The organism is Leifsonia sp. NPDC056665 (assembly GCF_042791795.1).
Lineage (GTDB): Bacteria > Actinomycetota > Actinomycetes > Actinomycetales > Microbacteriaceae > Leifsonia.
In genome coordinates this window covers 64,919-78,803 of record NZ_JBHTXK010000001.1, presented here as the reverse complement: position 1 = coordinate 78,803, position 13,885 = coordinate 64,919, and the positions used below count along the sequence as shown (strand labels likewise).

General features: G+C 69.8%; 9 protein-coding genes. 7 read left to right on the top strand and 2 right to left on the bottom strand.

Going from position 1 to position 13,885, the window contains the following annotated elements; all coding sequences use genetic code 11:
* Window positions 1–7 precede the first annotated feature (7 nt).
* Window positions 8–2,116, top strand: coding sequence for a cell wall-binding repeat-containing protein (locus ACFQ9V_RS00330; protein ID WP_382457197.1), 2,109 nt, complete (start codon window positions 8–10; stop codon window positions 2,114–2,116).
* Window positions 2,117–2,137: 21 nt separating this feature from the next.
* On the opposite strand, the gene ACFQ9V_RS00325 is transcribed toward ACFQ9V_RS00330, so the two are convergent.
* Together ACFQ9V_RS00325 and ACFQ9V_RS00320 are read right to left on the bottom strand one after the other, a co-directional pair.
* Window positions 2,138–2,980 carry a glycosyltransferase gene (locus ACFQ9V_RS00325; protein ID WP_382457196.1) on the bottom strand — a complete coding sequence of 281 codons (843 nt, stop codon included), beginning with the start codon at window positions 2,978–2,980 and terminating at the stop codon, window positions 2,138–2,140.
* Between the two features lie 4 nt (window positions 2,981–2,984).
* Window positions 2,985–5,480 (bottom strand): glycosyltransferase, encoded by a 2,496-nt coding sequence (locus ACFQ9V_RS00320; protein ID WP_382457195.1) that lies wholly within the window; start codon window positions 5,478–5,480, stop codon window positions 2,985–2,987.
* 136 nt (window positions 5,481–5,616) lie between these two features.
* On the opposite strand from ACFQ9V_RS00320, the gene ACFQ9V_RS00315 reads away from it, so the two are divergent.
* From ACFQ9V_RS00315 to ACFQ9V_RS00290, 6 genes are all read left to right on the top strand, one after another.
* Window positions 5,617–6,744, top strand: coding sequence for a glycosyltransferase family 2 protein (locus ACFQ9V_RS00315; protein WP_382457194.1), 1,128 nt, complete (start codon window positions 5,617–5,619; stop codon window positions 6,742–6,744).
* A gap of 77 nt (window positions 6,745–6,821) precedes the next feature.
* A complete protein-coding gene (locus ACFQ9V_RS00310; protein ID WP_382457193.1) occupies window positions 6,822–7,748 on the top strand; it encodes an ABC transporter permease in 927 nt (308 codons plus the stop codon).
* A gap of 22 nt (window positions 7,749–7,770) precedes the next feature.
* Window positions 7,771–9,015 carry an ABC transporter ATP-binding protein gene (locus ACFQ9V_RS00305; RefSeq protein WP_382457192.1) on the top strand — a complete coding sequence of 415 codons (1,245 nt, stop codon included), beginning with the start codon at window positions 7,771–7,773 and terminating at the stop codon, window positions 9,013–9,015.
* 19 nt (window positions 9,016–9,034) lie between these two features.
* On the top strand, window positions 9,035–10,711 hold the full coding sequence (locus ACFQ9V_RS00300) for a hypothetical protein (protein ID WP_382457191.1): 1,677 nt from the start codon (window positions 9,035–9,037) through the stop codon (window positions 10,709–10,711).
* A complete protein-coding gene (locus tag ACFQ9V_RS00295; protein ID WP_382457190.1) occupies window positions 10,708–11,679 on the top strand; it encodes a glycosyltransferase family 2 protein in 972 nt (323 codons plus the stop codon). The genes ACFQ9V_RS00300 and ACFQ9V_RS00295 overlap by 4 nt, the downstream gene beginning before the upstream one ends.
* 84 nt (window positions 11,680–11,763) lie before the next feature.
* Window positions 11,764–13,884 (top strand): hypothetical protein, encoded by a 2,121-nt coding sequence (locus ACFQ9V_RS00290; protein WP_382457189.1) that lies wholly within the window; start codon window positions 11,764–11,766, stop codon window positions 13,882–13,884.
* Window position 13,885: the final 1 nt, after the last annotated feature.

Here is a 13,885-nt window from a genome sequence, read left to right as displayed (position 1 = left end):
GGTTCCTGTGAAGACGTTCAGACACCCGCCGCTGTACGCCATCGTCGCGATGGTCGTGGCGCTCGTCTGCGGCGACGCGCTGGCAGCGGGGGCGGCGTCGGCTGCCCCGCCTGCCGCGGTGCGCGAGAGTCCGAGCGGCATCGTGAAGACGGTCGTGGGGTCGTCCTTCGATCCCGGCTACATCATCAGCGACTTCAACTTCTACAACGGCCAGGCGCTCGACGCCGCGACGATCCAGGGCTTCCTGAACGCGCAGGTCCCCACCTGCCGGGCCGGCTACACCTGCCTCAAGGACTACCGCGAGAACACGGTCAGCCGTCCGGGCGACGCGATGTGCACGCCGTACACCGGCGCGGCGGGGGAGTCCGCGGCGACCATCATCGCGCGGGTGGGGGCCGCCTGCGGCATCAGCCAGAAGGTGCTCCTCGTCCTGCTCGAGAAGGAGCAGAGCCTGGTCACCGACGACTGGCCGTCGACCGGCCAGTTCCTCAAGGCGACGGGATACGCCTGTCCGGACACGTCCGCGTGCAACACCCTCTACTACGGCTTCTACAACCAGGTGTACATGGCGGCCTGGCAGTTCAAGCGCTACGGCAACCCGCCGGGCACGAGCAACAGCTTCACGTGGTACCCGGTCGGGGCGACGAGCTCCATCCGGTACAGCCCCACCGCGTCCTGCGGCTCCAGTCCGGTGCTGATCCGCAACGCCGCGACGGCCGCGCTCTACTACTACACGCCCTACCAGCCGAACGCCGCGGCGCTCGCGAACCTCTACGGCACGGGAGACGCCTGCTCCGCCTATGGCAACCGCAACTTCTGGCGCCTGTACTCCGACTGGTTCGGCCCGACCACCGGCGGCGTCGCCCCGATGGGCAGCTTCGACCAGGCGAGCCTGTCCGCGTCGACGTTCGACGTCCGCGGCTGGGCGCTCGACAAGTCCCTCATGCGCACGTCGATCGACGTCCTCGTGACGTACAACACCCCGGCCGGCCTCGCGAGCCGGACGGTGACGGCCAACCTGGACCGGCCCGACGTCGGCGCCGCGTATCCGGGCGCGGGCAACGCCCACGGCTTCTCCGTCAGCATCCCGCGCAGCGGCGACGGGCAGTACTACGCGTGCGTCACCGCGCTGCCCTCGCCGGGCAACGGAGCGGGGAGCACTCCGCTCGGCTGCCTCAGCGCCTTCTACTCGTCCGCCATCGGGGGAGCCCCGTCCACCGCCCGGCTCCAGGGCGCCGACCGGTTCGCGACCTCGGCCGCCGTGTCGCAGGCCACCTACCCGTCCACGACGGGCGGCACGGTCTACATCGCCTCCGGGGTCGACTTCGCCGACGCCATCTCGGCGGCGCCGGCCGCGGCCGCTCAGAAGGCCCCGCTCCTGCTCGTCGGACAGAATCAGCTCCCGGCGTCGGTGGCCACCGAACTGCGGAGGCTCGCGCCGAAGAGCGTGATCGTCGTCGGCGGCCCCGCAGCGGTCAGCGACGGCGTCCTCAGTGCGATCGGGTCGCTTCAGACCCTGGTCGTCCGTGTCGCGGGGGCCGACCGTTTCGAGACCTCCCGGAAGGTCGCCGACTTCGCGTTCCCCGGTGCGACCGGAGCGTACCTCGCCTCCGGGCTGAGCTTCCCCGACGCGCTCTCCGCGAGCTCCGCCGCCGGGTCGTCGAAGCGTCCCGTGATCCTCGTCGACGGACGGAGCCCCGCGCTCGACCCGGCGACCAAGACCTACCTGGCAGGCAAGCCGATCTCCACCCTCGTCCTCGTCGGCGGGACGAGCGTCGTGCCGGACGGCATGCAGACCGAGCTGACCGGGATGGGCCGGTCCGTCACGCGACTCGGCGGCGCCGACCGGTTCCAGACCAGCCAGGTCCTGAACGCCGCGGCGTACAAGACGGCCCAGACGGCCTACCTCGCCACGGGATGGAGCTTCCCCGACGCGTTGTCGGGGGCCGCCGCGGCCGGAGCCCAGGGAGCACCGCTGTTCGTCGTGCAGGGCGGGTGCGTGCCTCGGAGCATCGGCAACACCCTGGTGAGCATGGGGGTCAAGAAGATCGTCCTCCTGGGCGGCACGTCGGTGCTGACGTCGGACGTCGGCGCGATCGTCCCGTGCTCCCCCTGATCCGCTAGCGGCGCAGCGGTCTCAGCGGGAGATCCACCAGAGCCGCCCCCAGAGCCCGAGGCGCAGCGCCAGGCGCAGCGGAGCGAAGTACCAGGCCGAGTAGCGGCGGGAGAGGTAGCGGTAGGCGCTGTCGTGGTGTGCGCGCTCCATCCGCTTGACCTCGCGGGAGGCCGAGTGGGCGCCGGTGTGCGTGATGACGGCATCCGGCACGTAGATGTTCCGCCATCCCGCCCGGCCGAGGCGGTCGCCCAGGTCGACGTCCTCGAAGTACATGAAGTAGCCGAGGTCGAAGCCGCCGACCTCGCGCCAGGCGGTCGTGCGGATGAGGACGCAGGCACCGGAGAGCCAGCCGGCGGCGCGGCGACGGTCGGTCTGGCCTTCGGCGCGATAGGCGACGGACCACGGGTTCGACGGCCAGACCCGGCCGAAGAGGCCGTGTGCGATTCCGGTGCGCAGCGAGGGCAGCCGGCGGGCCGACGGGTACACATCGCCTTCGGCCGTCAGGATCCGCGGCCCGAACGATCCGCCTCCCGGCATCTCCTCCGCTGCGCGGACGAGCAGGTCGACGGCCCCTTCGGCGAAGACGACGTCCGGGTTGACGACGAGCAGGTAGTCGTACTCGTCCTCGATCGTGGCGAGCGCGGCGGCGACCCCGCCGCCGTAGCCTCTGTTGCCGCCGGCGTCCACGAAGCGGGCCCCCGCGGCGAGGGCGAGCTCGCGGGTCACCGCGGCGTCGGGGGAGGAGTTCTCCACCACCACGGTCTCGGCGATCGACGCGCCTGCCCCGGTCAGGGACGCCAGGAAGGCGGGGAGGACCTCTGACGACGCGTAGGTGACGGTGACGACGAGGACGCGAGGCGACATCGAGTCAGCTCTGGGCGTCGCGGCGGCGGACCGCGCGCGCCCGGTACCGCTCCACGACAGCCGTCGGACCGCCCTCGCGGAGGTAGTACATCGCGCGCTCCACGTCCCGGCGGATACCGGTGCTCGGCACACGCTTGGCGGTCGTCTTGACGGCCTTCTCGCGCTTGGCGGACGCCACCTTCTTATCGGCGGCGTGGACCGGGGCCTTGCAGAACTCGACCAGCGCCGCGAGGGTGCGCGACCAGCGGAAGTCGTCGCGCACGCGGGCGACGTTCTCGCGGGCCGCTGCGACCTTCTCGGGGTCGTAGAGGTAGGTCTCGAGGGCGTCGACGAGTGCGGCCTGGTCGCGCTCGGGAACGGCCGCGCCGAGGTTCTCCGCGGCCACCAGGTCGCCGAACGAGTCGCCCTCCGTCGTCACGATCGGCAGGCCCGACCAGAGGTAGTCGAGGATGCGGGTGCGGAACGAGAAGGTGGTCTCGACGTGCTGGAAGTGGGTGGAGACGCCGAGGTCGGCGTCGAGCAGGAAGTTCTGGCGGTCGTCGAAGTCCACCCAGTTGTCGTTGAAGAAGACGTTGACTCCGAGCACACCGAGCTGGGCGGCGAGCGCGCGGGAGGTCGCGACGATCTCCATCTCGGGCACATCGGGGTTGGGGTGCTTGACGCCCATGAAGAAGAGACGGACGTCGTCGTGGCGCTTCGCGACCTCGGCGACGGCCCGGATCAGCGTCTCCGGGTCGAACCAGTTGTAGATGCCGCCGCCCCAGACGATCACCTTGTCGTCCGCGCCGATGCCGGGCACCTGGCCGCGGATGGCGTGCCGGCTCTGGACCGGTTCGTCGCTCGAGATCCCGAAGGGGGCGATGGCGATGAGCGAGTCGAGCTCGGAGTCGCGGGAGTACGTGTACGCGTTGACGCGGCCGAGCGCGGCGAGCTGGCCCAGCCAGAAGTGCCGCTGGCGGTCGCTGGCGCAGAGGAAGAAGTCACCGAGCAGGAGCTGGTGGTTCAGCGTCGAGGTCGCGTCCGAGATCTGCTTGTCCCAGGCCTTGATCGCCTGGCCACGACCCTGCTCGAGCTGTTCGAGGTGCATCGGATCGTAGACATCGACGACGAGGACCTTCTCGGTCTTCGCAAGGGCCGGGAACAGCGCGATGCCGTTGCCCTGGGCGATGATGACGTCGGCCCACGCCTCGTGCTCGTTGACGGACGACGGGTGGTGGTGGGAGATGACCGCGGTCTCGAAGGGGATGCCGTCCAGCTTCTCGACCCGCGTGTAGCTCACCAGACGCACGTCGTGCTCGGACGAGAGCTCCTTGGCGATGTGCCAGGCGCGGATCGCCGGGCCGGCCATCTTGCCGCCGATCGGGTCGCCGGTCACGACGAGGATGCGCCGTTTCGCGGTCGCCGAGAGCACGTCGAGCTGGGTCACGATCTTCTCGTAGCCCGCGAGATAGGACTCGATCGGGTACGCCGGCTCGTCGACCTTCCCGAAGAGCCGGATCAGCTCGCGGTCCGAGCGCACGCGCGTGCTCTGGACCTTCTCGCGCTCGGCGGTGGCCTCCGGGAGGTGCTCGACGAACTGGTCGATGGCGAAGATCCCGGCGAGCGTCGACTTGTCGACGGGCGATTCGCGCTGCGAGTCGTCGCCGGGGTTGCGCAGGTCGAGGGAGGTGGAGTCGAGGCGACCGCGCGCCACCGCGCGCCGGACGGCGAGCAGGAGGGCGCCGGCGAAGACGTCGCGGAGCGACTCGTCCTCGAGGTTCTTGTAGAGCGTGTACAGCGCGTTGCGCTCGAGCAGGTACTCCTCGCGGAAGTTGCCGAACTTGTTCATCGACGCGTGGTGCTTGTGGAAGGCCAGCGACTTCGGCTGGAACCGGAAGCGGTAGCCCAGCAGGTTGAGGCGCCAGCCGAGGTCGACGTCGTCGTAGAACATGAAGTAGTTGTCGTCGAATCCGCCGAGCTCCTCGAAGACCTCCGCGCGGATGAACATGGCGGCGCCGGTGCCGAAGAGGACGTCCTTCTCGACATCCCAGGTCCCGCGGTCCTTCTCGCCGGCGTGCGGCTTGTATCCCATGCCGTACCAGGTCACCGAGCCGTCGACGAAGTCGACGTCGACGCCGTCCCAGTCGAGGACCTTGCTGGCGACCGCGCCGATCTCGCGGCCGCCGTCGAAGGTCGCGATCGCCTCGGAGATCCAGTCGGGGTGCGGCTTCGCGTCGTTGTTGAGGAACGCGACGAACTCGCCGTTGGAGTGCTCGACCCCGAGGTTGCAGCCTCCGGTGAAGCCGAGGTTGGCGCCGGAGTCGATCAGGATGATGTCGTCGCCGAGCGCCTTCAGCTTCTCGAGGCTGTCGTCACCGGAGCCGTTCTCGACGACGACGATCTCCAGCCGGTCGGACGGCCAGTTGAGCTCCCGAAGACCGCGCACGCATTCGATCGTGTCGTCGGCCCCCCGGAAGTTGACCAGGACGACGGAGACGACTCCGTTGCGGCGCTTCTTCATTCGTTCCGAACCCCTCGACCACTCTGCTCTGCTGATGAACCCACCGAGTCTACAAGGTAGCTCCCGGGAAAGGTCCGGACGACGATTCGCGCTATGGCATGATTGTGTGAATTCCCGAATAGTAGTGAGGAAACCCGTGAGACTTGCCGTCACGCTGATGGTCCGCGACGAGGCGGACATCGTGGGACCGGTGATCGACAACCTGATCGCGCAGGGCGCGGACGCCATCATCGTGACCGACAACGGATCCGTCGACGGCACGACCGAGATCCTGGAGTCCTACGGCGATCGCATCGACCTCCGTCACGATCCCGTCCAGCGCAAGCAGCAGTTCAGCGTGGTCACCGGAATGGCGCGCGACGCCGCGACGGTGCACGGCGCGGACTGGGTCATCAACGCCGACGCCGACGAGTTCTGGCTTCCGAAGGCGGGTGGCGCGACCGTGCGCGACGTCCTCTCCGAGATGCCGGTGTCGCTGCGCACGTTCCCGGTCGAGGTCATCGACATGATCGGCGATCCTGCTGCCCGTGGAACGGGCCTGCAGCGGCTCACCCTGCAGGACAGGCGCCCGGTCGAGCGGATGAACGCGCTCGGCATCCACGCGCACGCGACGGCCGACGCAGTCCACATCGGCTCGCCCGACATCGAGGTCGCGCAGGGCAACCACTTCGTCAACCTCGAGCGGCAGGGCGAGGTCCCGGCGGAGCTGGCGCTGGAGGTGCTCCACTTCCCGTGGCGCTCCTGGGAGCAGTTCGAAGGCAAGGTCGAGAAGTCGGGACGTGCGTACGCGTCGAACCCCGACCTCCAGCCCAGCCCGAACCACCACGGGATGCGCGAGTACCGTCGCTACCTGAACGGCCTGCTGTTCGCCTACTACGTGCTCCGTCACCCGGACGCCGCCGAGGTCGAGGCGGCCGTCGCCGACGGGACCCTCGTGCGGGACCTCCGCGTCGCAGAGGCCTTCGAGTCCCCGGTCGCCGATGTGCCGCTCGACGGCGCGGAATTGGCGTCGGCGCGCCGCTGGGCGCCCTCGATCGCGCGACTCGAGATCGAGCAGCGCCAGGCGCAGGCCGCGGCGGACGCGCGGACCGCGGAGCTGCTCGGCTACATCGACGAGGGCAAGCAGCGCATCGACGGTCTGCTCGAGGACGTCCAGGCGGTCGAAGCACGGGAGGCGCGGCTCTACGAGGAGATCGACCACCTCCGGTCGCGCAAGGTCGTGCGCTGGAGCGACGCCGTCGTCCGGCTCCGCCCCGGCCGCTGACCGCCTAGAGCCGCACAGCCGGGAACGGTTCGCTCAGCCGGGGTTCAGGAGGGCGCAAGCTATGCTTGCTTCTGCTCATGGCCAATCAAAGACTCTCCGATCGCGAACTGCGCGACGCCCGTTTCGCTGCGCTCGCCGACGCGCCCCTTGTCCGCACCGGCGCGAAGGGCGGCGCCCTCGGCGGGAGCTGGGCGTCGCTGCGCGAGATCCTCGGCCAGCGCGAGATGCTCGGCCTGCTGGTCCGCCGCGACCTCAAGGCACGCTACAAGGACAGCACGCTGGGCTTCCTCTGGTCGCTCGTGCGGCCGCTGACCCAGCTCGTCATCTACTACGTGGTCATCGGACGCTTCCTCGGCGCCGCGCGCGGCACGCCCGATTTCGCGATCTACGTCTTCACGGGCCTGACCGCGTACACGCTCTTCAGCGAGATCGTGGCGGGAGGCACCTCCTCCATCGTCGGCAACTCCGGCCTGATCAAGAAGATCTACCTGCCACGCGAGATCTTCCCGCTCGCGAGCGTCGGCTCCGCACTGTTCAACTTCCTCATCCAGTTCGGCATCCTCGTGATCGCCACGCTGGTCCTGCGCAAGTTCCCGATCCACCCCGGCATCGTCTACCTCGTCCCGGCGTTCCTGCTGATCCTGGTCTACGGCACGGCATTCGCGATCCTGCTCTCGGCGGCGAACGTGTACCTGCGCGACATCCAGTACCTGGTGGAGGTCGGCCTGATGATCCTGATGTGGGCGTCGCCGATCGTGTACCCGTGGCACACCGTCCAGACCGCGCTCGGCAACGGGGTAGCGCTGGACATCTACACGAACAATCCGATCACCCTGGCCGTCCTCGGCTTCCAGAAGGCCATGTGGGTGAGCGGGGACACCCAGCCGTCGCCCGAATGGCTCCTGCCGCGAATGCTGATCGCGATCGTCATCGGTCTGATCATGCTGGTCGGCTTCCAGCGGGTGTTCGCGCGCCTGCAGGGCAACTTCGCGCAGGAACTGTGATCAGAAGGCTATGACGAGCAGCATGACTACACCAGTGACCAGCGCTTCGACTGCGGAGGAGACCGGGCCGGAGATCATCGTCATCGACGATGTCACCAAGCGCTTCGTCGTCCGCAAGGACAACTCCCTCAAGGAGCGCCTCACCGGCTTCGGCCGCGGCCGCAAGCACCGCGAGGACTTCTGGGCGCTCAAGGGCGTGACGGCGCACATCACCGCGGGCACCACCGTCGGCCTCATCGGCCACAACGGCTCGGGCAAGAGCACGCTCCTCAAGGTGATCGGCGGGATCCTCGAGCCGACTGCCGGCTCCGTCAGCCACCGCGGGCGGATCGCTGCGCTCCTCGAGCTCGGCGCGGGCTTCCACCCCGACCTGACCGGGCGGGAGAACGTCTTCCTGAACGCATCGATCCTCGGACTCTCGCGCAAGGAGACCGAGGAGCGCTTCGACGAGATCGTCGCCTTCTCCGGCATCGCTGACTTCATCGACACGCAGGTCAAGTTCTACTCGTCCGGCATGTACGTGCGGCTCGCCTTCGCGGTCGCCGTGCACACCGACCCGGACATCCTCCTCGTCGACGAGATCCTCGCTGTCGGCGACGAGGCCTTCCAGCGCAAGTGCCTCGACAAGATCCGGTCGTTCCAGGAGCAGGGCCGCACGATCATCCTCGTGACCCATTCCTCCGGCCAGGTGACCGAGCTCTGCGACTGGGTCATCCTCCTCGACAAGGGCGAGGTCAAGTACGAGGGCGAGCCGAACAGGGGCGTCGCGCTGCTGCGCGAGAACCTGGAGGAGCGGCGCCAGGCCGCCGAGGGCGACAACGTCGACGAGATCATGGGTCGCGGTGTGATCCACGACGTCCGGGTCTTCCCGGCGGGCGGACGGCCGGGCGACGAGGTGTCTCCCGGGTCGGACCTCGTGGTCGAGATGGACGTCGAGCACTACGACGGGCTGGACGACTGGATGGGCGCCATCCAGATCGACAACACGATGGGACAGGCCGTCTACGGAACGACCACGAAGCGCATCGGGCTGCGTCTCCCGACCCTGCGCGAGGAGCGCACGGTCCGGTTCACGTTCAAGGACGTCCGGTTCGGCACGGGGAAGTACTTCCTCAACGCCTCGCTGATGGACTTCGCCGGCCGGCACATCCACGACCTGCCGCAGGTGACCTCGTTCGACGTCCCGTACTACGAGTTCGCGGTCGGCGCGGTGTACGCCGAGCCGACCGCCGAGGACCTCGGCGAACGCAGCGGCCGTCCGGCCTGAGCCCGAACGGGGGAACGATTTGGGGATCACGCTCGCCGTCCACGTCTCGCCGGCCGATGCCGACCTGATCGCAGCGACCGTCGACCATCATCGGGTTCAGGGGGTCGACCGCGTCGTCCTCATCGACCCGTCCGGCGATCCTGCGCTGCGGTCGGCGATCGAGAGCAGACTGGCGCCGGGAGCGGTCGAGCTCGTGGCGACCTGGGCTCCCGAGGGCGACGACTGGGTGCTCGACGCGGCAGGCGGCGAGTTCTGGGTGGCTGCCGACCCGTCGACCCTGCTCGTCGACGCGCTGCGGGCGTTCGATCGCACGGTCGCGCGCATCGATGCGCCGGTGACGGACCTGACCGGGCCGGCGGCGGCCGCGGGCGCCGGGTTCGATCGGCTCGTCCAGAGGGACACGCGGGACCGGGACCGGCTGCGGTCGCTCGGCATGCCGGTGGACCCGGTGACGCGCACGGCGCGACGTCCCGGCCCCGACCTGCCGGCCGAGCAGTCGAGTGTCGAGGTGCTCCGGCTGGGCTCGCGCTCGCTCGCGCAGCGGCTGACCGCGTCCGGAGGCGCTCCGCTCGCGACCGCCCGGTATCTGGCCGGCACCCCGACGGCCGGTGAGCTGGAGTCCGCGGGCTTCGCGCTCGATGACCGGCTCCGCGGCCTCCGGACCGCGGCGGACACCCCGATCGACGCTCCGCAGGCGGTGGAGCGGGAGGCCCTGCGGGTCGCAGTGGCGGAACAGCTCGCGCTGGCGGGACGGCTGGCGCACGCCGAGCGACGGGCCGAAGCCGCGGAGGCCGCCCTCGCAGCGCAGCGCTCGCGGCGCATCGTGCGCGTCGCCGACCGCGCGGGAGCTGCCGTGCACGGCGTGACCGGACGCGTCGCCCGCACGGCCGGCTCGGTGCGGGACGACCGCGACCGGCGTCGCGTCGCTCAGGCCGAGGCGCGCCGCGCGCGAGCGGTCCACGACCTGATCGCCGCCCCGATCCAGCCGCTCATGACCCTCGGCGAGGTCACCGACGGCGCCGTCCCGGTCGTCATGTGCCTCTACACGCGTCCGGCCCGGCTGCCCGAGATCATCCGGATGCTCGCGCTGCAGAAGACCGATCGGCCCCTCCGGCTGATCCTCTGGAACAACCACCCCGCGAACACCGAGCTCTACCGACGGGTGCTGGAGGACGCGCGGCTCGTGAACCTCGCCTCGGTCGAGCTCTACGAGTCGCCGCGCAACATCGGCGGAATAGCCCGGTTCGTCGTCGCGCGCTGGCTGTGGCAGGCCGGTGTGCGCGGCCCGTTCGTCATGCTCGACGACGATCAGGACGTGATGCCCGACTTCGTCGCCACCCTGCTGTCCGAGTACCGGCCGCACACCGTCAGCGCCTGGTGGGGCTTCGCCAATCACGGCAGCCACTGGCAGCGGTCGGAGGTCGCCGCGGGCGAGGCCCTGGACTACGCGGGAACCGGCGGAACGATCGCCGATCTCGAACTCGTCTCCGAGCCGGGCTACTTCGACCTCCCCGCGCGGTTCCTGATGCTCGAGGACCAGTGGATGACCTCGCGAGCACTGCGGCACGGCTGGCAGGTGCGGAAGTCCGCCGTCCTGATCGGCCAGGTCATGGAGGAGGAGAGCGGCAACCAGTACCACGCTCTCCGCGACCGCAAGGACGAGTTCTACGACTACCTGCATCAGGACGCCGAGTGAGGATCTCGGTCGCGTTGTGCACGCACAACGGCGCTCGGTTCGTCGGCGAGCAGGTCGCGAGCATCCTGACCCAGGCGCGGCTCCCCGATGAGATCGTGCTCTCGGACGACGCCTCCGCCGACAGCACTGTCGCCATCGTCGTCGAGGCCGTCCGGACCGCCGGAGCCGGTGCGCCCGCGTTGACGGTGATCGAGAATCCCGTCGCCCTCGGAGTGGTGCGCAACTTCGAGCAGGCGATCCAGGCGACCACGGGCGACCTCATCGCCCTGTGCGACCAGGACGACGTCTGGGAGCGGGATCGGCTGGAGGCTCTCGCCCGGCGCTTCGAAGCCGACCCCGGACTGCTCTGCGTGTTCACCGACGCCACGATCATCGACGGCGACGGCGCCCCGACCGGTGCGACCCTGTTCCAGAGCCTGGAGCTCCGTGCGGACGAGCTGAACGCGGTGCGCGACGGCCGCGGGTTCGGAGCGCTCCTCCGTCGGAACCTGGCGACCGGGGCGACGATGATCTTCCGGCGCTCGCTGCTGGGGGCCGCCGCTCCCTTCCCCGCGGAGTGGGTGCACGACGAGTGGCTCGCGATCGTCGCGGCGGCGCGCAGCGGGCTGGCCGTCGTCGAGTCCCGTCCCACCCGCTACCGGATCCACGGCGCGAACGCGATCGGGGTCATCGAGCCGACGCTCCGCTACAAGCTCGGCAGGATGCTCGAGCCCCGCGGCGACAGGAACCGCACGCTCGCCAGGCGTGGCAGCGTGCTGGCCGAGCGGCTTCCCGCGATGGGCGCGACTGCCGACCTGGTGGCGGCTGCCCGTCGCAAGGCGGTCTTCGAGTCCAGGCGCGCCCGGATGCCGCGCAACCGCCTGCTGCGGGCCGTGCCCGTCCTGCTGCTCGCGGTGACGGGGGCGTACGGCCGCTACGCGAGCCGCGGCCTCCAGGACATCGCGCGGGACCTCGTCCAGCCTGCCTAGGCGCGCCGCGAGATCAGCGGAAATCCAGCGCCCGTCAAGTATGCTCGGGGCTGCCATCACGCCATACACCCAAGGAATGAAGAAGTGAACTCTGCCGTCGGTGAGAAACCGGTCGAAGCCGCCACCGGCGACCAGGAACAGGTCGCCGGACGACGCCGTCGCCGCCGTTCCGTCGTCGCGCGCTGGCGCGCGGCGGTCGCACCGACGCAGGTCGGCCTCCCGAACTGGCGTGTCGTCGTCGCGTTCCCCGCGGTGCTGTTCATCCTCCTCGTCGTCTTCGTCGGACTGGGTATCACGGGCTCGTCGACGGGCTTCCTCCACCAGTTCTTCGCCACAGGGGCCGACTCGAGCCTCATCGCAGGCGAGCCCGAGGCGATCCGCAGCGACGAGTGGTCGGTGCAGACGGCCTGGACCATCTCGCAGGTGGAGCAGGGCCTCCCCGTCGTCAACCACACCTTCCCGGGCGGCATCGACTCCACCGTCCAGTCGGACCTGCCGTCGTGGGACTGGTCAATGGTCTTCCGGCCGCACCTCCTCGGCTTCTGGTTCCTGCCGCTGGACAACGCCATGGCGCTGAAATGGTGGCTTCCCGGCTTCGCCCTGATGGCGGCCGCGTACCTGGCCGCCGTCACCTTCCTGCCCCGGCGTCCGGTGACCGCGGCGGCTATCGCGGTCGGATTCTTCTTCGCCCCGTTCTTCCAGTGGTGGTACCTGCCCGTGACGTTCTGGCCGGCCTCGTGGGCGTTCGCCACGATCGCGGCCGTCGTCTGGCTGATCAAATCCCGCAGTCGCTGGCAACGCTGGACCTGGGTCGGCGTCGTCGGCTACCTGACGGTGACCATGGGGATGGGCGTCTACGTCCCGTTCATCGTGCCTGCGGTGTTCGTCGTGCTGTTCGCGGGCGTCGGCCTGCTGCTCGGGCGCAGGCCGCTCGCCTTCGAGGAGGGCGTCAGGTACGACGGCTCGATCCGGACACGCGTCCGGTCGCTCCTCCCGATCCTCGTCGGGGGCGCCGCCGGCGTCGCCGTGCTGCTCGTGTGGATCGTGACCAGGTGGGCCACGATCCAGAAGTTCCTCGACACCGTCTACCCGGGGCAGAGATTCGAGCACACCGGCCAGACGAACAAGGACGGCCTGATCGCGCTCTTCGCCGCACCGGTGACGCGCAACCTCGGCGTGGTCGGCGGGCAGCCGCTCGGCGGGAACGCCTCGGAGGCCTCGACGTTCTTCCTGATCGGGCTGTTCCTCGCCGTCCCCGCGATCTGGCTCATCGTGCGCGACCGCCGCGCCCAGCGGGGGACCGACTGGCTCCTCGTGGCCCTGCTCGCGGTCACCGCGCTCTTCACTCTCTTCCTCGTCGTCCCGGGCTGGGACGCGATCTCGCACCTCATCCTGCTCGACCGGACGACGGACGGCCGCCTGCGGATGGGCTTCGGGCTCGTGTCCGTCGTCTTCGCACTGGTCATCGCCCAGCGCGCCGACGCCATCCGCCGCGAGAAGGGCAGGATGCCCGTCATCGCCACGGTCCTGGCCGGCGTGCTCGCCGCGGGCTCCGTCGCGATCGTCGCCGTCCACCTCTTCCACCTCGGCTCGCCGCTGGTGCTGCAGTCGTGGTCGTGGCCGGTCGTCGGCGTGCTCTTCGTGCTCTCGGTCGTGGCCTACTCGTCGGGCTGGGCGCTCATCGGCAGCGTCTGCTTCCTCGCCGTCTCCCTGATCGGCTCGATGGGCGTCAACCCGCTCTACCGCGGGGTGTACGACCTCAACAACACGGCGGTCGCCAAGAAGATGCACGCGATGCAGGCGGCCGATCCCGGGAGCTGGGTGGGCGTCGGGGACTCGCGTCTGCCGAGCGCTGTGCTCGTCCAGTCGGGACTGCCCGGCTACAACGGCTTCCAGGGTGCGCCCCCGGCGGAGATGTGGAAGCAGATCGACCCCTCACACACGCACGAGCTGAACTGGAACCGCCTCGCGAACCTGAGCTGGGTGGCCGGCCAGGGCGCCCCGGACCCGCACAACCCCGCGGCCGACGCGATCGTGATGACGTTCGACTCCTGCTATTCGTTCGCGCAGAAGCACGTCAGGCACGTCATCTCCGACGCGCCCGTCGATCAGCCCTGCCTCGCCGAGCAGGCGACGATCAGGCAGGGGCCGACGACCTTCCACCTCTACTCGGTGACGCCGCTGACGGTCCCCGCCGCGCCCTGAC